This is a genomic window from Vibrio sp. CyArs1 (assembly GCF_022432925.1).
GTDB lineage: Bacteria > Pseudomonadota > Gammaproteobacteria > Enterobacterales > Vibrionaceae > Vibrio > Vibrio mediterranei.
In genome coordinates, this window is the sequence record NZ_JAKRBO010000001.1 from 1,048,120 (window position 1) to 1,067,813 (window position 19,694).

Annotated in this window: 25 protein-coding genes; 1 reads left to right on the top strand and 24 read right to left on the bottom strand. The window is 45.7% G+C overall.

The annotated features are described in order from the left end of the window. Nucleotides 1-268: 268 nt before the first annotated feature. Nucleotides 269-1,597 carry a DEAD/DEAH box helicase gene (locus tag MMA19_RS04895; RefSeq protein WP_006069317.1) on the bottom strand — a complete coding sequence of 443 codons (1,329 nt, stop codon included), beginning with the start codon at nucleotides 1,595-1,597 and terminating at the stop codon, nucleotides 269-271. A gap of 413 nt (nucleotides 1,598-2,010) precedes the next feature. Here MMA19_RS04895 and MMA19_RS04900 point away from each other — a divergent pair, with 413 nt between their 5' ends. Beyond that, a complete protein-coding gene (locus MMA19_RS04900) occupies nucleotides 2,011-2,259 on the top strand; it encodes an Lpp/OprI family alanine-zipper lipoprotein (RefSeq protein ID WP_006069318.1) in 249 nt (82 codons plus the stop codon). Nucleotides 2,260-3,143: 884 nt separating this feature from the next. Here the strand turns inward: MMA19_RS04900 and MMA19_RS04905 are convergent. From MMA19_RS04905 to MMA19_RS05015, 23 genes are all read right to left on the bottom strand, one after another. Then, nucleotides 3,144-3,341 (bottom strand): hypothetical protein, encoded by a 198-nt coding sequence (locus tag MMA19_RS04905; protein ID WP_240205638.1) that lies wholly within the window; start codon nucleotides 3,339-3,341, stop codon nucleotides 3,144-3,146. Between the two features lies 1 nt (nucleotide 3,342). Continuing rightward, nucleotides 3,343-4,107, bottom strand: a complete 765-nt coding sequence (locus tag MMA19_RS04910) for a hypothetical protein (RefSeq protein WP_240205639.1) — start codon at nucleotides 4,105-4,107, stop codon at nucleotides 3,343-3,345. Beyond that, nucleotides 4,098-4,787: a hypothetical protein gene (locus MMA19_RS04915; RefSeq protein ID WP_240205640.1), complete on the bottom strand. Its 690-nt coding sequence runs from the start codon at nucleotides 4,785-4,787 to the stop codon at nucleotides 4,098-4,100. The genes MMA19_RS04910 and MMA19_RS04915 overlap by 10 nt, the downstream gene beginning before the upstream one ends. Before the next feature lie 9 nt (nucleotides 4,788-4,796). Continuing rightward, nucleotides 4,797-5,333, bottom strand: a complete 537-nt coding sequence (locus tag MMA19_RS04920) for an adenine glycosylase (RefSeq protein WP_240205641.1) — start codon at nucleotides 5,331-5,333, stop codon at nucleotides 4,797-4,799. Between the two features lie 13 nt (nucleotides 5,334-5,346). Then, nucleotides 5,347-7,959 carry a phage tail protein gene (locus MMA19_RS04925; protein WP_240205642.1) on the bottom strand — a complete coding sequence of 871 codons (2,613 nt, stop codon included), beginning with the start codon at nucleotides 7,957-7,959 and terminating at the stop codon, nucleotides 5,347-5,349. A 12-nt stretch (nucleotides 7,960-7,971) separates the two neighbouring features. Beyond that, complete coding sequence (locus MMA19_RS04930) at nucleotides 7,972-8,574, bottom strand: phage tail protein (RefSeq protein ID WP_240205643.1); 603 nt, start codon at nucleotides 8,572-8,574, stop codon at nucleotides 7,972-7,974. Next, nucleotides 8,561-9,748, bottom strand: a complete 1,188-nt coding sequence (locus tag MMA19_RS04935) for a baseplate J/gp47 family protein (RefSeq protein ID WP_240205644.1) — start codon at nucleotides 9,746-9,748, stop codon at nucleotides 8,561-8,563. Before MMA19_RS04935 ends, MMA19_RS04930 begins: the two co-directional genes overlap by 14 nt. Beyond that, complete coding sequence (locus MMA19_RS04940; RefSeq protein ID WP_240205645.1) at nucleotides 9,741-10,088, bottom strand: DUF2590 family protein; 348 nt, start codon at nucleotides 10,086-10,088, stop codon at nucleotides 9,741-9,743. The genes MMA19_RS04935 and MMA19_RS04940 overlap by 8 nt, the downstream gene beginning before the upstream one ends. Then, nucleotides 10,088-11,986, bottom strand: a complete 1,899-nt coding sequence (locus MMA19_RS04945) for a phage tail tape measure protein (RefSeq protein WP_240205646.1) — start codon at nucleotides 11,984-11,986, stop codon at nucleotides 10,088-10,090. The genes MMA19_RS04940 and MMA19_RS04945 overlap by 1 nt, the downstream gene beginning before the upstream one ends. Before the next feature lie 40 nt (nucleotides 11,987-12,026). Continuing rightward, a complete protein-coding gene (locus MMA19_RS04950; protein ID WP_240205647.1) occupies nucleotides 12,027-12,170 on the bottom strand; it encodes a hypothetical protein in 144 nt (47 codons plus the stop codon). Between the two features lie 41 nt (nucleotides 12,171-12,211). Next, entirely contained in the window at nucleotides 12,212-12,475 is a 264-nt protein-coding gene (locus MMA19_RS04955) for a putative phage tail assembly chaperone (protein ID WP_240205648.1), read from the bottom strand. Next, nucleotides 12,472-12,759 carry a hypothetical protein gene (locus MMA19_RS04960; protein WP_010437019.1) on the bottom strand — a complete coding sequence of 96 codons (288 nt, stop codon included), beginning with the start codon at nucleotides 12,757-12,759 and terminating at the stop codon, nucleotides 12,472-12,474. The genes MMA19_RS04955 and MMA19_RS04960 overlap by 4 nt, the downstream gene beginning before the upstream one ends. A gap of 2 nt (nucleotides 12,760-12,761) precedes the next feature. After that, entirely contained in the window at nucleotides 12,762-12,992 is a 231-nt protein-coding gene (locus tag MMA19_RS04965; protein WP_010437017.1) for a hypothetical protein, read from the bottom strand. Further along, nucleotides 12,992-13,501, bottom strand: a complete 510-nt coding sequence (locus MMA19_RS04970) for a hypothetical protein (RefSeq protein ID WP_240205649.1) — start codon at nucleotides 13,499-13,501, stop codon at nucleotides 12,992-12,994. Before MMA19_RS04970 ends, MMA19_RS04965 begins: the two co-directional genes overlap by 1 nt. Further along, the gene (locus MMA19_RS04975) at nucleotides 13,498-13,716 is read right to left on the bottom strand and encodes a TraR/DksA C4-type zinc finger protein (RefSeq protein ID WP_010437011.1); all 219 of its coding nucleotides are present in this window, start codon (nucleotides 13,714-13,716) and stop codon (nucleotides 13,498-13,500) included. The genes MMA19_RS04970 and MMA19_RS04975 overlap by 4 nt, the downstream gene beginning before the upstream one ends. Before the next feature lie 12 nt (nucleotides 13,717-13,728). After that, nucleotides 13,729-14,184, bottom strand: a complete 456-nt coding sequence (locus MMA19_RS04980) for a phage protein (protein ID WP_010437010.1) — start codon at nucleotides 14,182-14,184, stop codon at nucleotides 13,729-13,731. 3 nt (nucleotides 14,185-14,187) lie between these two features. Then, nucleotides 14,188-15,309 carry a DUF2586 domain-containing protein gene (locus MMA19_RS04985; protein WP_240205650.1) on the bottom strand — a complete coding sequence of 374 codons (1,122 nt, stop codon included), beginning with the start codon at nucleotides 15,307-15,309 and terminating at the stop codon, nucleotides 14,188-14,190. Between the two features lie 15 nt (nucleotides 15,310-15,324). After that, nucleotides 15,325-15,981 (bottom strand): virion morphogenesis protein, encoded by a 657-nt coding sequence (locus tag MMA19_RS04990; protein ID WP_240205651.1) that lies wholly within the window; start codon nucleotides 15,979-15,981, stop codon nucleotides 15,325-15,327. Next, complete coding sequence (locus MMA19_RS04995; RefSeq protein ID WP_240205652.1) at nucleotides 15,965-16,459, bottom strand: phage tail protein; 495 nt, start codon at nucleotides 16,457-16,459, stop codon at nucleotides 15,965-15,967. The genes MMA19_RS04990 and MMA19_RS04995 overlap by 17 nt, the downstream gene beginning before the upstream one ends. Further along, complete coding sequence (locus MMA19_RS05000; RefSeq protein ID WP_025536119.1) at nucleotides 16,456-16,875, bottom strand: head completion/stabilization protein; 420 nt, start codon at nucleotides 16,873-16,875, stop codon at nucleotides 16,456-16,458. Before MMA19_RS05000 ends, MMA19_RS04995 begins: the two co-directional genes overlap by 4 nt. Nucleotides 16,876-16,985: 110 nt before the next feature. Beyond that, nucleotides 16,986-17,702: a phage terminase small subunit gene (gpM, locus tag MMA19_RS05005; RefSeq protein WP_240205653.1), complete on the bottom strand. Its 717-nt coding sequence runs from the start codon at nucleotides 17,700-17,702 to the stop codon at nucleotides 16,986-16,988. Between the two features lie 10 nt (nucleotides 17,703-17,712). After that, entirely contained in the window at nucleotides 17,713-18,723 is a 1,011-nt protein-coding gene (locus MMA19_RS05010) for a phage major capsid protein, P2 family (protein WP_240205654.1), read from the bottom strand. Then, entirely contained in the window at nucleotides 18,724-19,587 is an 864-nt protein-coding gene (locus MMA19_RS05015; RefSeq protein WP_240205655.1) for a GPO family capsid scaffolding protein, read from the bottom strand. Between the last annotated feature and the right edge of the window lie 107 nt (nucleotides 19,588-19,694).

Here is a 19,694-nt window from a genome sequence, read left to right on the forward strand (position 1 = left end):
GTTTCATTTGAACGCTGACAAGATTAGTGCCCGAATATGACAGTTGTGTTTCACTTAGTTGAAAGGTGTATGACAAATGACAAAAACGTTGAGAGGAGCAATTGGGATAAGATCACTAAAAAATCAGTAAGTTAGTGATAGATTTGACTGTAAAACCAAATATGACGACAAAATTATTTCGATTATATGACTGTCATATAACTGAGGTTTTCAGTTTGAATAGTCTAAAAAAAGAGCCTTGATAAGGCTCTTTAGTAGAAATGATTGATTAAGCGTCTTCGGCTGGCTTCGGCTTTTTCTTAGGAATAAAGACCGAATCACCCACCGCAACATTTTTGTAGAACGTTTTGTCGCGTTGTGCCGGCTTCTTAGTCGTCGCTTTCTTCTGTTGAGGTTTACCTTTAGTAGCAGTCGCTTTTTTGTTAAACGCAGGCTTCTTAGGTCTAAAGCCTTTGAACTTACCTTTAAGCCCTTCTAGCTCAGAGAAAGTCAGGTCTTGTTGTAAGAAGGCTTCAACACGTTTAAAGCTATCCCAATCTTTAGGGCCCACGAGAGATACCGCATCGCCCTTGTTACCAGCACGACCTGTACGACCTACTCGGTGTACGTATTCTTCCGTATGTTTTGGCATATCAAAGTTAATTACGTGCGTTACGCTCGCAATATCGATACCACGCGACGCCACATCGGTAGTCACTAGGATCTTAAATACATGACGCTCAAATTGACTCATAATCGCGTTGCGTTGAGTCTGATTAAGATTCCCACTTAATGCGACTGCTTTAAGCTTCTTCTCATTGAGCCATTTTGTAAGACGTTCCGTATCGACACGTGTCGCAGTAAAGATGATGACTTGCTTATATTCTGCTTGCTCAAGAATACGTTCTAGAATCGCTTCTTTGTGATCAAGGTGATCACATAGATAGAATTTCTGGGTAATGTCTTTGTGCTCTTCATTCGATACACCAATTGCAATTCGTTTTGGCGCATCTAACATCTCAGCTGCAATATCATTTACTTCAGCATGGTCAAGTGTTGCTGAGAACATCAACGTTTGGCGACGACGGTGTTTAGCCGCGTTATGAATACGACGCAGCTCTGGTGCAAAACCAAGATCTAGCATGCGATCCGCTTCATCAAGAATGAGAGTATCTAAGCCATCAAGGAATAGAGAGCGGTGCTCAAGGTGGTCAGCTAAACGTCCTGGTGTCGCGACGATAAATTTTGGGTAACGACGCAGCGCTTTTACTTGATCGTTAAAGTTCTCACCACCTAAGATCAGCGTGGCATCGTAAGATAAGCCACCAAGCATCGATTTTAGTTCGCCATAAACTTGCTTCGCCAATTCACGTGTTGGTGCAAGAATAACAGCTCGAGGATCTCTTGCTGAGAATGCTTTGCTCTTGAGTGCTTTATGGAGCATCGGCAATACAAATGCCAAAGTCTTGCCAGAACCAGTCTTCGAAGATGCCAACAGATCCTTTCCAGCAATAGCTACTGGAATAGCTTGCTTTTGAATATCAGTCGCTTTCTTAAAGTCATAATGACTTAAGTTCTTCAGTAGTCGGTTATCAAGGCCAAGTTCTTTAAATTGCAATGCGTGTACTCCTAAAAGGTCGTGCAGATAAAAATGAGCGCGCATAATACCTGATAATTGTCATGGTAACCAGCAATGTCAGTAACCCAGAAATTTGCGTCCCCTTGCTTCATTGTAGGAGATGTCCCACTTAATATGGCCCAAATTCTGCTTTCATTAGATAAAATCTGACGATACAGTGACTTATCGTGTTCTCGCGTTATAATTTTGACAGAGATCACATTATCCTATGCCAAATTATTCTCATAATTAAGAAAGAGGAAGTTTAACCGCAAAATCGCGTAATTTTTTGGTTTTTCTGACTTTTAAATAATTTGCGTTCTTAAAATTAGGCACTAAACTCAAAAATAGCCTCAATGCGATGAATTAAGTAGCAGGGCTGTTTTAAATACTAAATCCTGAAGGAGCTTATAATGAAGAAAGTTTTAATTGCAGCAGCAGCGTCATCAGTTCTACTACTAGCTGGTTGTGCATCTGGTCCAGACGAAGCAACAACAGCAAAAATGGATGACCTAAGCAACCAAGTAAGCCAACTAAGCTCTGACGTGCAAGCACTGAAGAACGAAGTTCAAATGGGTAACAAAAACGCAATGGCTGCTCAAGAAGAAGCTGAGCGTGCAAACGAGCGTATCGACAACATCGCTCAGTCTTACACTAAGTAAGATTAACTAATTTAAATAGCCATTTACAATCAACAAGTTAGCTAACAACTGAATAATAAATGGCGACAAAGTGGCGACACATCTTTTGTGTCGCCACTTTTGTTTTTTGCCCATGTACTACCCCATTAGGACCGTAACTCAACCAAACCAGCTTGGACCTGTTTTGTCATGCTAAACCACTTTGGCTAAGGTGATTGATAATTTGGTCTTACTAAACACCACCTTATAAACAATTTAAAATCAATTAGTTATCAACACGCTAATTATCAATTGTCCCAAAAATGTCCACGCCGTGAATTTATGGGTATCTGGCAAAATCGCGTTTTCTGTCATTGCTTTGTTCTCTTTTCCGTTCACATTTCTAGTTTCATCCAATGAACAAATTTGAAAAAACAGTTTTGCAGTCAGATTAGCGCTAAGGCCTTGCTATACGTGGCTTAGCTACCAACCAAAGAGATCTTTAATTTTCCACACTAGATCTTAAAAAAAACTGACAAAAAACACATAGCAACAATACAAATCAACAACTTACAACAAAGCACTAGATCTTTGCAGATCGTCATTATTGCAATTTATCGAAAAAAAGCGCAATTGTTGAAATTCTATTAGGCGCAATATAAGCCCTTTTCAGCGGCTTTTTATATCATTCGAAGCCCTTATGGCAAAAGGCTTTATCGCGCGCTCTACGCCTTTCCCAGCCTCGTAGATTTTCACTAAATCAAAATTGCGAAAAAATCAGATCGAAAACGTCGCAGGTGGGGAGGAGGAGTGCGGATTCCGTCACCTGAGTGCTTCTTTACGCGGCGCTAGCCTGTAGCTATGCATTGGCTTTAGATATAAGAAAAGCGCCCATAGTGGGCGCTTGGTGATGAGGCGCTGGGCTTTTAGCTTACTTTGTAGGTTCCAGCAGAGCTGCCAGCATCAATGATGACTTCTGCATCTCGTTTAAACACTGTAACCATTGCTGCTGCTATGGCTTCCATCAATGGTGAGTTCTGTGAAAACTCTCCTTCTGTTACAAACCCTCTGGCTTCTAACTCTTTAATGAGTTCCTGCTTTGTTGCATCAACTTCTAGTGCCATGTTACTTACCTGCGAATACGGTGGTTGATACGTCCACATGCGGTTTACCAGTGAACGGACAAATGGTTGCCCCAGTACAAACACCTTTACCGCCATTGAGTTTTATTGTGTCGGCGTCTTCGGTGATGTTCTTGGCTTTGATAATGAGGTCTTTGCCTACGGTTAAACTCACTTGCCCTTTGATGTCCTGCACTTGGTCTTTGAGTATGGTTATCTGCTCACTCTGTTTTACGACCACCTTTCGCAGTTGCTCAATGATGGCAGTGTAGTTGGTTGCATTTACCGCCCTATCGACACAATTCATCGTGGCGTTTTTATCTGTAGTGCTCTCAAAGTTTCCATCTTGGTCTACTAGGTGGTAAACACCTTGGCGTTGTTGGTATCGGCTTTCACCCTCTTTGATACCTGGTAGCTTGAAGCCAAGTGGAAGAACGCAACGAACAAAAGGTTTGTCCGGTTGGCCGAACATAAAACCTAGCTCTACGATGCTACCAATTGCGGGAGGCTCTAGACGGCCAGCATGATCACCAAGACCTGGCACCGGAAGTGGTACCGCTTGCAGTGGTGGTTTATCTTCGTATTCCATGCCCTTTTCATCGAGTAACTGAACATCCACGGCATAGTGAGGATAAAAGCGATCAGACAAATCACCTTCTTCTGGAAGTTCTGGTAATGCGACCACCTTGCCCCATCTTGGCAAATGCCACTGGCCTGTGAGTTCTGGGAACAAGCGGAAGATAATGCGCTTAATAACATTTACATCCATGTGAGCTTTGCCTCCGTTCCTTCAAACTCGACACCGACTAATCGAAGTCCATTGACGACAACACCTGGCTTTAATTTTGGAATAGCCGGTATCTTTACCGACTTGTTTGCCGTGTGGTTTATCATGAGTTCATTAGGTATGGTAACGGGCTTATCTGCCCAGAATGAATCCTTCCAACTTCCTACGTAAATTTGCCCGTTGCCTTGTTGCTGCCAGAATAAGCCATCAATACTGAACGCTTGGGCTAATTCGTCTATGACTCGATAGCCGTTGCCATCGCTATAAAAACAAGGAATAGCCGTTTTGCTGTAGGCTTTCTCTGGTACCACAAATTGAAGCCCCGTTTTATTGGTCACTTCGCTCAGCAGCTGCATAAGTGTCGGGTGACGCATAATGATATTAAGTGGCTTGTAAAGCATTGCCGCTAATTCGCGGCAAAACACTTTTGACCAACCTTTTTCTGCAGGTTGAACACGTTCAATGTAACCAAGGAAAACCCGATCAATTGAATCACCCCACCCCATATCCACCGCGACAATAGTGTTTGCCTCGGGGCTTCCTTCTAGCGCCAGCTCACATCGACCTGGCGTATTTTCACTAAAGACAATGCGGTGGCTTTTTACTCTGGCTTTGCGTTTGCCAACGTAAGCCCGACACAAGAATTTATTGTTCGCCGTCATAGTCCACCACTAAGCTAAAGCATTATCGGCAGCTTTAAGTATTTTCATAAAGCCTGTTAGCTCCACGTCGGTACCTGGCGGCACATCGTCAGTTTGTCCAGCTTCAACCGGAGTATTCACACCTTGCACTTTTTGCTGTGCCGCAGGTTTATCCGGTTGGCGTTGTTCCACTCGTTCTGGTACCGATAGATGCTCTATCAGTTCAAATGAAACGCTCCATTGCCTGTGAGAATCTTGCTCATCGGCACGAACAGCACCTTGGAATTTCACTTGTCGGATCTTCAAAGCTTCTGCCGTTTTGTTGCTAATGCGGTAGATTTGGCGGGCACCGCTATCTTGTGCTTCCGCCATGTTGAACAAATTGGTTAGTAGCTGTTTTTTGGTAAAAGGGATCACGCCTTTCACGGTCAGAATTTTACCTTTGCTACCTGTTTCCGCTTGGTCGGTAGCCGAGGTCTGGCCGGACATATCCTGTCCGGCTAGTTGCTGACGAACACTAATGCGTAGGTTCTTTAATGGGAGTTGGGTACCGTTAAGGGTTAGCATATATTTTCCGTTATTACACAGTTACAAGTTGCCAAGTCTTAGGGCCTGGAGTTCGCATGAATAACGCGGCTTCATCCTTAGGTATCGTCACTGTTGAACCTGCTATAGATATATTTCCGGAACTACCAACTACTACAGCGCCACCAATTGCTCTAATACAGATCAAAGAGCCAGGAAGAAGACCAGACTTGATTGAATTCAGGTTGCCAGAATTCATGATCACATAAGGATGCTCTTTTACATCTACAACCCCAGCATCTTCACTAACTTGTAAATATCCGGATAATATTTCACCCGATATATCTTTTCCCATCCCTCCTTTATAGCTATATCCTCTTGACAAATTGATCTGTTCTGCAAATTTGTCATATTTGCCCCCAACATTGTTTCCTTCCCCCCACATGATATAAGAGTTATTTCCGTGTTTGAGAATGTACCCACTCCCTTCACCGTCACCAGCATTTGCAAAGTTCGTATTTTCAACGGAAACTTCACCGTTAACCGAACATTCAATTGCCTCCTGTGTATTTTCAACCCAGCAGTCATCAATTGATATTGCTACACCAGAACGAACAAAATATGCTTTTTTCGCTTGTTGCGTTGAAAAGCCTTCACGAAAACTTACATTCACGGGTGCTCTTACTGCATTACCAACGCCAGCAATATCACTGGAGCTTTCTCCTCTTTGCTCACTTGCCACCTGAGATGGTTCTGGATCCCAGTCAATCGTCACACATGTAACATCTTCAGAAATTCCCGGACCATCCCCCTTTCCTTTTTTAACTGATGTTTGTCCATGCTGACCAGTAAAGCGCCAAGGTACAATCTCTGCAGGCATATTTACATCTTTATAAGTATTCCACTGATTCGGTAAAAGGCTATGCGCTGTTGTATACCCCCCTCGCGACCAAACACCATACAACCAGTTTTTCCCATCAATATTCTCGGTAATCGAACTCCATAATCCACCATGGTTATAATCAGAATCCCATTTTGCTCTATGGTACATAGCCCATTGGTCTGGATTAACAGGTGATAGCCCATCGTCTTGTTCTCTGCTTGCCCACAATGTCATATTCCTGAGGTTAGAAAATTGGACGGGACCACTATCGACTTCAATCAAACCAATAACAGGATCAATACTTAGTCCATCTCTGGCTATAGGATGGATATTTGTTGCCCTCTGACCTGCACCATACACTGAAATTTTGCTTCGCCTAGTTAGCACTGACATAGCAAAATCACCGTCTGGTAAAAATAATGAACCACCACCTTTGCGATAAAGCCATTGGCAATATGCATCATACATCGGTGTATTATCTGTATGGACATCATCCGTGCCGTCAGATATCCCCCCAAAAACATAAAGATCGTGATTACCTGTTTTACGCTTTAAGGTAAGAACATTCCCCCCTGCGTCAATATGATCAGCAAAACCATCTGGTTCTAACAACCCTGTACTTTCAAAGTAACTAGAAATAGTTTTTACTTCGTATTCCGCCCCGCCTCTCTCACTTCCTTTGATTCGCTCAGAAGTAATAATTGTTGTTCCGCATACGTTGTAGGCAATCTTTGCATCATCCAAAGATTCAATTTTGAATTCAGGCTTCCACTCTCTAAAATTTGGATCTGCAATCGGAGTATCTCCCATTACTTTAGGTTCAGCTTGTGATGCTTCCGGCGCATACCATTCCTTTCCATCTGCCTCAGCATCTACTCCAAAATAAATAAACTTATCTCGGTGGCTCGTAACTTTTTTTCCTTTTTCCCAGCGCAGATTCGCCAGACTCTTCTGCCTCAAATCACTAACGCTTCCATCACCTAGCACCTGCGCTATCTTACAAACGAAGTGCTTCACGCCATTAGCATCGGCGTAATCGTCTTTATCATCTGCAGTAACCACGAAATCAAACAGCGTAACTTGTTCGCCTGTTGGTGTGCCTTCGCGGTGCGCATCTACATAGATGAATGAAGGCTTGTTAGGGACTTGAACATTGCGGTCAAATTCGAGTGTGACACGATTGCCCGACACATAGCCGGCACCCGATTTAATGTTGAATGCACTAGCTTGAGGTGTTACCAAGAAACCGTCTTCAATGAACCAATCTTTGCCGTTTTGGTCGATGATGGATTGCGCCACATCATCATCCATTTTCTTCATGCGTGGCGTAGCGTTGTACTGCCATGTTGAAGCGTCTACTGTGATGTTGGTGATTTCTGCAATGTCTTTGTATTCAAGAACCACTGAACGCACTAACGTATTACCTGAAACACCTGGTTCGTCTACCGTCTTAGGTGTTAGCGCATGGTGGTCTATCGTGACCAACACGCCATATTCAGAGCAATAAGCCCCTGTCCAGTTAAACTCGAACGGGCCTTCTTGACTGGTGAGCGTTGTGCTGTAAATGACCGAATCAACCGAAAGGCGACCACGTTGCTCTACTGCAGCTTCATGAACCACATCATCACTTGGTACCACATCATCAGGTTGTGGAAACTCTGGGCGGTTCGGTACATTGGCAAAAATCATCTTGTCGATTACAAGCGCCTTTTCTTCTGCATTAAGCTGAGCCAATAGTGCCTTACCTGCGGCGGTCAAAATCGACTTATCAGTGGTGTTTGTCATTCTTCTAGTTCCTTAGCCTTTCGCAGTGGCTTGGTAATATTCACAATCGACATTGAGCATATTCGGTAACATGCCAACGTTTATCCGTGTCTTAACGTGTGACGTTGAGTATTGCGCCTCGATGTTCATACTTCGCGCGGCCAACGGCATTTCGACATAACTGGTGTATTGATAACGGCGACAGGTACGCCCGTACTGGCGAATCACCGTGTCTAGTAATTTCGGGACATTGGTTAAATCACCATCTCGAATCTTGAGGCTGATAACATCCCAATCGACATTAACCAACCTTTCATCTTGGGCAATATGCGGATAACCAAGCTTTGCGAACATGTCTTCCCAACCAGACACCGAACCTGCATCACGGGCAAAACCATAAGCATGAGCCACACGAATTCGAAACAACTCTTCGGGCTCTTGGCCGAGTTTTTCTACTCCACGCTGCCAAGCCAGAATATTGACCAATCCAATAGGTGCGGTCAGTGGGTCATGCTGCTGCAGTGGCATTTCGAATGCGGCTTTCACATGTTCCCAGTAGTTACGAACAGCTCTAACGAACTTGGCGAGTTCGCCTCTACCCATCCAGTAACGAAGGTTTATCTCAGGTATTTTCAATGGATACCTCCAACGTCTGAATGCGTGGCACCGTCAGGTTGTTAATTATGTCGGCGTTATCGAATTCTAGTGATTCAATCTGTGCAAACTGACCGTGCAGCTCTTGACCTAACTTGGAGAAACTAAAGCGCAACACTGGGTTGGTTACAGTTGGTGAATAATCTGTGTTCTCGCGGAATGCCGCACCAATGAACTTCTCAACAGCTGCTTTAAGCTGGGTGCGCTCATCCATCGTGAGTGAGCGAAGCGGCCAAACACGGCAAACAATGTCGGTTTGAGTTTCTGGCATTGCCATCACCTGCAAATCATCACCATGGCCGTGTTGCCCTTGCTCACGAATATAGGCATTCAAATCAACAAGCATTTCTGGCGATGGCTCACCTGTATCAAGCAAAATGTAGGAATCGGCGGTACCTGGTCCACGTGGTGCGTTATGCTCGAAATACACGTTGTCATCGTTAATACCTGCTCGACTCGTTAACAGTGAGCGGTAAGCAGCATCAATGTGCCATTTAGCAACCGCGCTCCATTGGTTGCGGATGCGTAAACGAAGCTCATCATTGCTTTCTTTGTCTGCACCTGCAGCGGTTAGCCATTCGGCTGGGTTCGTCGCTGCGGCAATACCTGGTATCGCAGTAGGCAGAATATGGTAGTAACCTTCGCCAAGGTTATAGGCCGCGCCTTCACTTTCTGCTTCCACTTCTGCCATGATCATCGTTTCGTTTTCTGGCAGCGTGGTATCAGCAAGCACACGAACGCGATAGATATTGCCGTTGATGGGTTCGGTTTGAATCCAAGTATCTTTTGGAATGACTAACGCAGGCCCTTTTGCAGCGGCACGTTGGAAGGCGATCAGACCTTTGGCTTTGGTTGCTTCTTTACGAGTGAGTTTGCACTGCCATGCGAGGAGGTCTAGCCATTGGTCTACAGCGGTTGCAACAAACATGTTCGGTAGAACGTAACCCACCAATAATGTATTGATGAGCCACAAGGTCACTTGTACCACTGCCGATTCAATCAGGCGCCAGAACGGGGAGAAAAGCGAGTCGTTAGAGATAATACACTCTTCTTTTTCCATTTCCTCTTTCAGCACTTTTTTCCAACTGGCTGCATCGGTAGGGATACCGGATTGTTTTACCAGTTCGGTGTAATCTGGCTTAGGGATATCAGACATTGGTTGCCTCCGAAGTTTTTATATCAAGAGTTACATCGCCAAAGTCTGCAGTTGTGGCGAAAACATAAATCGTGCCTTCTGTCGGATCTTCTAATCTCACCGTTCCCGGCACCAGGCGAACATCTTCTTCAACCAACAGTTCCAACTTGGTACGAATATCCGCTTTCTTTGATGGGCTGCGCTCTGCAATGAGATCGACAGCTAAATTGCTTTCAATGATGGCGTGTTTAATGTCTTGGGCGATCACTGCTCGGTCTTGAATCAATACAGGGTTACGGCCTGCGTCGAGCACCACATCACCGTTTTCAATGAGCAAATCTTGGTATTTGAAATCTGCCATTAGCCTGCCGCCATTTCTAATTCACTAGCCATATCTTGTGGGCTATTCATGTAGGTTGGATAAATCGCTACACCACCGTAATTGGTTGAGCTCGTTTGATAACTAGCAATGCTCTTGGCCGCGCCACCTGGTTGGATTTGGGCATGTGGTGTTGCGCGTTCTACTGACTTCGATTTCACCGGAGCCGTTTCATCATCACTGCCGAAACCTGGCAGCCAATCAACTAGCCCTTTCATGGTTTCCCAAATACCCGCTAACTTATCGGTGAACCAGCTAAATACGCTTCCAAAGATGTTGCGCATCGAGTCGGCCATTTGCTCAATGAAGGCAAAGCCACTGGTATCGGTAAAGCCACTCATCACCCATTGCCAACCTGCTTTGATGAACTCAAACATGGCTCTAAATGGCATCATGATTAACGTAATTGCACCTTCTAATACCTGGAACCATGTTGTGTCACCAAATGAAGCTTTGAGATCATCCCAGTAGTAAATCAATGCCCCTACTGCAGCGATTGCTGCAACCACTGCACCAACGACCAAAATGATTGGGTTAGCCGCTATCGCAATATTGGCTGCTAAGACGGCCACACGTAGTGCTGCCATGCCCTTGGTTAATAAGAAACTCACTCCCGTGAACATCTTCATGGTGAGCATGTAAGTTGCCATTGCTTGCTTACCGACACCCATCATCAAGGTAAATGCACCGCCTGCTGCCGCAGCACCTAAAATCGCTATTGCAGCAAAGCCAATGTATTTAGTAAGGTTCGGGAACATCTGTGTCCATTGAATAATTTCAGTGGTACCGTCTGCCATGCTGCCAACAACAGGCAAGATGGCAGGAAGAAGCACAGAACCAAAAGCAGCACTTATGGCAAAGACACCTTGTTCTAACCGTTCCCATTGGTCGGTCATGCTGTGCGCCATATTCCTCGCTTCCTTCAACCCCGATACGTCTTGCAGCTGCTTAATTGACTTATTGAGACCATCAGTTTCATTCATCATATTCATAATGAAGTTCACCGCTTGCTGCCCCCCAAATGCCTTTTTTAGCTCTGCTTGTTCTGAAAGTTCGAGGGTATCTCCATAGAGCGTTTTTAGTTGTCCCATGATGTCTATTACGGACTTCATGCTTCCATCTTGATTTTGGAAAGAGACTTTATTGCCAAGCTCACCTTGAGCTCTGGCGACACCTTGAAGGAAAGAAGAGTATTGTGTACCAGCTCGGGAGCCCGACTGAGTTATAGCTTGTAGCGTTCCCAATACCGCAAACTGTTCTTCCATCGCAATATTGTTTTTCGTACCAATGCTCTGAAAGTTCTGAAAGGCTGCGGCCATTTCCTTACCTTCCGTATTGAACATTTTCACAACAGTTGCTGTTTGGCCTGCAAGTTTTTGTGCCCATGCGACATTACCCATCTGCACAGCATCATCGTTAAAGATTTTGTGCATCTGCCCCATGTAACCTGTAATGGTCTCAGTATCTGCTTTTGTTGCAGCTGCCATAACGCCAGAAATATGGGTAAGCTCTGAAAGTTCATTGCCTTTCAGAGACGAAATCGCTGATTGAATTTTGTAACTTGAATCCACAAACTCAGTGGCCGACTTGCCATATTCGACGGAAAACTTCGTCGCTGTTTGAGCTAGGGTTTGCAGCTGATCATCAGCAACACCAAGTGATTTAACTTCACCTAGCTTTCGGTCCATTTCAATGGCTGGCATCAAGGCTTGTTGTAATGCGAAGCCTGCACCCACCATGCCTGCCGCACCTGCCATCATGGTATGAGTACCTTGACGATAGGTGTTGGTGACATCGGTCATTTGTCGTTGAATATTGCCCAGAGGTTTTGAAATCTGGTCAATGAGTCCAACTTGAAATCTGAGTGCTTCTGGTAACATCAACAATTCTCTACTTACTTTGTGAACTGAAGCTTAGTGGTTAACCGCCAAAGGCTTTGGCTACACCGCTAGCGGTGACGGTTTTCATGTTTTCCCAATGGTTCTTCTCTAACCAAATCGCATAAGCAAGGTTCTGCTCAGTATCAGGTTCATTAGGTAGCCACTTTCGCCGCCACGCATACATTTGTTGCCTGTCGCTACTATCAATGGCAGCGACAAGCCCATCTATTTTTTTACCGAGATGGAAAGCTTAGGCGTGTACTCCTTTAGAAGTGCGCCATAAATCTGCGTTGCAGCACCCGCGTTCTGCTTAGTAATTTTTCGCAAGGCTTCTTTTGAACCTTCGCTAACACAGCTCATCAAAAAGTTGTGTGCAGCACTGCTTATATCACCTTGCATGGTGGTATTCTGTGCTTCATCGTACTCGGCTGGCGTTGGTTTGAATTCAAGTTCGGCTTCACCAACGTTTAAAATGATTGTTTGTGTCATGCTGCTTCTCGCTCTGTTTTATCTAACTTTGCATCTAGACGGTCGAACCGTCCGTTAATTGATTCTTTCAAGTCGTCTACGGCTTCCCGCAGTTCGTGTTTGGTGGCGTACTTTTCTGCTACATCACCGCGTTGTCGCTCTATTGCCAGTTCACAATCATGGATACGGCGGTCATGATCTCGGGCTGTGGTTTGCCCTTTATCCGTTCTGCCAAATACCAGATTGATAATGGTGATGACCAACGCAATAATCGCCACTCCCACCGATAACCATGATGAGTCCATCGCTATTCCTTTTGTGGGATTTCCTTCAAGCGTTTGCCCTGAAGTGCTGCAATGATGTCGTCAACAGTTTCTTGAAGAACATCATTTGTGCTTAAGCCTTTTAGTGTTTCCAAGCCCCACACCACCAAGCGAGTCGCAAAGCGTTCAAGAATGATTTTCCAACCGATTTGAAAGAACAGGCCTTTCAAAACTTCGAGTAAGGTTTTGCCGATAATTCCAGTTAAAAAGCTCATTAATCTTCTCCAACCATGGATTTGTATGCGTTGAGGTAATCCGCTTCAGTAGCCTTACCTGCGTGAGTGTTCCAATACTTTTTGGCGTATCGCGCAAGCCCTTCCAAATCATCCGCTTCGGGCAGAGTTTCTGGGAACCGAATCAAGTTCAACCTTGCAGTAGCAACCGCAAACTGAGGGGAAATCACCATATAATCCGCATCGCTTTCACAAATAGGATCAGCACCAACAGGCCCAAACATAGATAAAGCATCCAGCAAGTGAGGGCGTGATTTGCCTAACCACTCAATCAACCATCGGAATGTCGCTGGTTCCATCTGAGTAAAACCAAGAGCAGGACCACGAACCTGTTTTGAGTAGGTCAACTTTCCAGACTCATGAGCCACAATCATCAAAATCAGATTGATAGCGGCTTGCGTGTTCATTTTTCCGTGGCCGCCTGTTGCCATATCCAAATGGTCAAGAACCGGCTTAATCACATGCTCAACAAAGAGCTTTCCTAGTTTCATCGCGTCATTCTCTCCATGTCGCTTTGGCACTGGGTGCAATATTGGCACCCTGGTACTTTTTGGCGGCGTTCTTCGGGTATTGGGTCGCCACATTCGCCGCATTCCTGTGCGCTTTCCCGTTGTTCAATTCGCTTAGCCCTTGCCAGTTGGTTCGCAAGCGCCACTTCTGTGAATTGGGTTTCAAGGCCACTGGCATGGTCGATAACATCAGACATCACGCCCCCTTATTACTGCACCAAGTCTTCGGTTTCATCTGAGCGCAGGTATGGAACACCGTTAATATTCACAAAATCTGGGCTTGTTACTTCAAACGGCAGTTTGTGAACCAGTGCGCTACCACCATTGGAATCAACATCAAGCAAATCAGAAATTTTGATTCGACAACCAAAGGCTTCTACTTTCAGCTCATCTTTATCAATCTTGCCGTAGAACAAAGCGTCAAAGGCAGGCAGACCACGCCAAGAACCGGCTTGTTTTGCGGCCTTGCTCAACTGGTTAAACTGCTGCGTTGTGAGCTCCATTTCACCACTTGCTTCTACATCACCATCGACATAACCATCTGGCACACCAGAGGTTTTGTTCACGGCTGAATTGTCGGTAATAGATAGGGTGACTTTTTGCGCTTTTAGCTTGTAGTCGCCCATTGAAAAGTGCATGTTCTTGCCAGAAATACGCATGCTCATTGGTTATGCCTCCGAATCTGCAGGGTTAGAGAGATCAAGCCCAATGTTGACCACAATGTGTTTCGGGCAGTTATGAGGACGAACCATTAAGCCAATGTTTACTTTGGTTTTAGTCATCCACTGAATTGACACATCTTCATCACGTGGTGGCATGATTTCACCAGGGAACGGAATGCCGCCAATCTCAGTGGTCTTCGACATATCGCGCATATCTTTACTGAAGTAAGTGCGGTTGAGCTCGATACTTGGTGGTGTTGAATTAAGAATGCGGTCAGCAATACGACGAATCGCTTTAATTCGAATGCGGCGATTTAGCTTGTGAACAGGGCGAACATATTCAAGGTATTGATAGTCTCCGTCTTTCGCTTCTAGCGTGGTGGCATCTGTCCAGTAAACGCCTTCCATATCGGCGTACCACTGGGGCAGTGAATAACGCGCATCGGCTAACGCTGAAATAGTGCTCATTTCAAGTGGTTTACCTGCGCTATCCACTGGCATTTCACCAAGACCTAATAGGCTTCCCGTTGCGACTCGCATTGGGCTATCGGCTACGGTGACAGCGCGATCACATAAGCGACCACCAAGCACACCGACATTATTGCCGTTAAGCATTGGCACTGGCGTTACCATATTTGCTGCCACATCTTTCACTAGGGCTAGCATGGCTGTTTCATAGTCCGACCACGTTTGGGTATCTGCATCAATACCAGCACACGCAGCAAGGAAGAACACCCAACGACCAAGTTTGCTCGTTAGCTCTGTTGCTTTGTCTTGCATCGTTGTGAACTCGGCTTTGTCGGCCACAACATCAACGATACAAATACCTTCGAAAGAGTCGGTAAGGTTGGCAGTATCTACAGCGTCTTCCCAAGAGTCACCGTCAGCCAAACCAAAGATGGCACCCGTCCAGTTCTGTTTACCATTGAGCTGTGCGGCTTTGACGTTTGCGCCTAGCGCATCATCAGCGACCACTTCATCAAGGTTGGTCATGTTGTTTACACGGGTGACTTTGCCTTGCAGTTCGGCTTTATCAGTTCGTCCGATGTAGAGCAGGTGGCGTTCAATCTCAGGAATCCCGCCTTGCCCTAAATTGAGGTTGTTTACCTCTACCTTTCCGGTTGCCATTGGTTGTTTCCTCGCTTATGTTCGCGTCTTGGCCTGCTCAAAGATCTTTATGAGTTGGCGGGTTACTTCGCGTTCGTTACTGCCTAATATCTGGCGTTCTGCTAATGGGATATCCCAAGCGGTTACACTAGGCTGATTGCTCAGCTCTCGGATAATTTGCCCTGCTTGGCCATGGGTAACGGTTTCCATTAACAGACGAAGGCTTGGCTTTTTCCGTCCTTTGCCGCTTTTTCTCGGTACCGTGTAACCCAGTTCCCTTAGCTTTCGCGCTTGCCCTTTACGGCAAGGCGCGGAATAGTCTGGTGTTCCCCAACGCTTTTGCATTTGGCGCTTGGTCATTTTTTGCTTTTGACCAACGTGATGCCTGGCTGCAATTCTTGCGGTGAGCTTGTTGTTCCAAGTTAGGTCGAGCATGTTGGCGTTTCGTACATAAGGGGTTAACCCTTTCGCCATACGGCGCATCACTTTGCCGCGCTTCTTCCCCTTTTTGGGCTCTAATGCTTGCCCGTGAATATCTTTCTGTTGCTGAATTCGTTTGCGTGTATTGGTTTTTTCCCAACGGCCTAGGGTTTTCAGTATCCAAACTCGCTTCTTTGGTGGCAGTGCTAACATGGCAAGCTTTTCTTGCATGTTGAGCACATCCCTTTTATTCGCACTAATCGTTGGTTTCATTCACCAACTCCGCTTCTTCTGCGGTGTAAATCTCTACGGCTTGAACTCGGTATTTAATTCCGCGCCAGGTAATCATTCCGGCTTCTGAATCTGGTACCAACTCGATAGGCTCCATCAGCTCAAGCTCTATGCTCACATCAGCCAGCTCACTGCTAATCACATCAACCGAAAGTGTTGGGTCTTCGAGCTCTTGTTCGTTGCGGTCTTCTTCATGGTCGCTTAACCAACAGGCCACAAGAGCAAGCAAACAGCGCGGGTCTAATAACTGGTGAGGAAACTCCTCTACCGAGATCACCGCGTTGTATTTCCAGTAACACGCGATGTAACCATCGTTGCCTCGGTCTTCACCGCTTGGCACTATCGAGCCGTTCTCTTGCCAAGCATCAATTTTGTTATCAAGTACGTTGCTATTGAGGTGGCTAACGATGTATTCCGTTAAATGCTCAAGCTTGGTCTTGTTGTAGGCTGTATCGCTCATATCGAATCAATCCCATTGGCACTTCGGCCAAGCAACAAGCGCACATCTTGATTGCTTTGAGTGATAAAGCGTGCCTCTTGTTCTGGTTCATCTGTCGCTACGCTTTCGCCCTCTTTGCGGCGGTCTTGCGTGGCGAACTCTGGCAATAGATCAGCATGGGCCAAACCATAAACCGCGCGTTTATATGCCGCTGTTTTGGCTGCGTTTAGCTGTGGCGGAATATCGTCAACCAATAGGCTTGCAAGTCGTTGTTGGATATTCAGAGCCGCAATGCTCACGGCTGCAGCCATAGAATCGTTGTCAAAAGTGTGAGGAATACGGCGCAATTGACGGAATTCATCGGTTGATAAATCCGGCCAGCCTTCACCTGGTATGGCGGTATTTACTGCGCTGTTAACTTTTCCACCAAAGCTCATCACGATTCCTTCTTTGAATAAGTGCGCCTCTAGCCACTGGGTCGACGGTATCGAGTTAGCCTATTGGCTTCTCTTACCTCACCAGCCGAGGCGCGGTGGCGTAGGAGTCTTTACAGATTCTTGCCGTCTTTAATGGCACGAATTCGTTGTTCAATTTTCTTGATTTGGGTACCCACACCCACTTTGCTGTGCTTATCGTGGGCGTGTTGAAGCAGAGCCAAAGCCTTTTCCAACGTTTCCAAACTGCCGATTGCTGTCGCTTGCGGTTGGCCTTCTTCATTTCGAATCAGGTATAAGCCTGCGAACTTGAACCATTTGGCGTGAACCTTTTCGTGTAAACGCCAATCTTTTTCGATCTTCTCAAACACATTGGAGAAGTAAGGTTCAATCGAGTTACCACGTTCAGATTCGCTTTCGGCCCAATCCAGTACTTCATCAGCACAGAATGTCGGCCAGTCACGGCGGAAGTTCTCTGGCGTTGGCAAGTCGCGTTCGATTGCCGTCATGCACCACTCAATCGCGGTATCTAGCTCTTTAATATCGAAAAGCCAGATCACCATGTTGGTGAAGATTGGATTCTCGAATTGCTCACCACTTTCTAAGTAGGCTTGAACATACGGCTTGTATTTAGGTACCAAGACATTACGCTTATGCTCAACACGATCAGCAATCGCATTGAAGGAACGCAAGTGCTTGCGGTCTTCTTCAAACTCAATCAGTTTGATGTGCAGGCTGTCGGTGTCTACACCAGAAACGGTTTCTGGCGCAAACTGGTTAGCTTGCTTTTCAAGAATCTGTTTACGCTGTCTTGCTAATGAACTAACCATTGTTCACCCCTTACGCGGCTGGCGCATGGTCAACAACTGTGACCGTTTCGATTGCAGCAAACTTTTTAAGGTTGCCCACTGCATAACCTTCCATGCGGATATGGTTTTGCTTAAAGCGAAGCTCATCTTCATCGTTCTTCTGCTTGCGCCACTGCGTCCCTTCCTGCGTAAGGATTTGTAGATTCTTGGTATTGGTCACCCAAATTTGATTAGCAGGGAAGAACGGCGGTGTGTAAGCCTTTTTACCCGCAATCGTCTTAGCTAGGCTTTGCGCCGCTTTGTGCTCAGTTGGGCTATCTGCTGCTTCAAGCAAGCGGTGTTGTTCAGCCGCCACCAAATCAGAACCAACCAACACAACAAGATCAGGGTCTTGGCGATGCTCTGGAGCAATGGTTGTATTGATTAAGTCTTGCACCAACGAATCAAGGTTTTTGTATGAATCTTGGGTCGCACCTGTTGGATCAAGGTCGGCTGACGCTAGCACTTGAGCTGCCGCTTTCTCTTTTACAATTTTTAACCAGCCCTTGTTCACATCTTGTCCTAGCGGATTAGCAACTGGGTCGGTTTTGGCTGCGATAGATGTACCATTGAAACCAATACGCAGCATGTCCAAGGCAAAGCGACGAGAGATGGCATTTTTCATCATGGTTAGCCATTCATTCTTTGAGCCTGAGTTGGCCCACTGAGTCATGGTCTCCCACATAATGTGTGCGCCTGAATCGGTTTTTGTCAGTTCATAGGTATTATCACTTTGACCTACTTCAACGCTAAAGCGCCCAGTATCGGAGCGACCTGTAGACAGGCCATCATCACCCACATCGACCACTTGGCCTTTAATTTGTTGAACAGGCAGTAGTGAAACCATTCCAAGAAACGCATCGGACTGCATAATTGCTTGGCGCAGCTTAGTTTCCATTGGTGGTGTTAGGTTAAACGTCTGTGTGCCCTGTGGAGCGTTTGCCGCTGATAGCGTTGCTGTGCAGAACTCTAGTAAATAGGTGGTTGATAGTGCATTCAGCATTTAAAACATCTCCGTGGTTGAGAATTTGTCATCAGCACCTTCGCCCTTTGGCTCTTGGTCAGGTACTTCCTGTGAAAGTTTGTTGAACTGGGTTTCGAGACCATCCACTTTCTCAAAAAGCGGATTGAGTTTTTTATCCAGAGTGGCAGAGAACTGTTCGATCGCTTGGCTTTGATCTTGTTCTTCTACTGGTTCTTCTGGGGTTTCTGCATTGAGGTTGAACTCTTCGGCCAGTTCTTTTTTGAACTCACCTTTGAATGCAGAAAACTGTTCTTTCAGTGCTGCTTTAAGTTGCTCTTCAGTCACTTCGGTATCCTCGTCTATTGATGGAGTTTCTGGCACTTCATCGCCAGAAGAGAAAAATTCATTGAATGCCGCAAAAAAGCGGTCTTTCTTGGTGAAACAGGTTGAAAAGTCGATTTCTTCAAGTGCACTGCATTCAAGTTCGGTGGTTTCACCTTGCTTACGAGAGAATTGAAGTAGCGAAGTACCTGTGGAGGCTGGGGAGTCAGTCGCAGCTAGGCCCATTAAGTAACAACGCCCTTCGCCCTTGTAATCGGGGTTTGGCTCAATGGATGTGAATAGCTTTTGCTTTTTACGGTTTGCTTCAAGCATGTAGTCGTTAGGCTCAAGCTTTGCGAACAGACGCATTTTGCCGTCTTTCTCTTCCGCTTTAAGCTCTACTACCTTGCCCCAGTTTTCACCGAAACCATAAAAACGGCGGTGCTCTGGCCAAATCAATGCTGGGTATTCTTCAAGCGAATAGTTCTCCGCCATTTGAGTTAACCATTCGCGGGTAATTTTGCGCCCGTCTACGGTTGGCCCTTCTGTCGCTATGATTTTCCAGTCACTAATCTTTGGCATTTACATACTCGCATACTCAAAATTTTGTTATTTACATCTCGATTTACGCAAACAATACGCCTTTGAATGACTGCTTTCAGCCACTTCAATTCCTAGAAATTCGGATT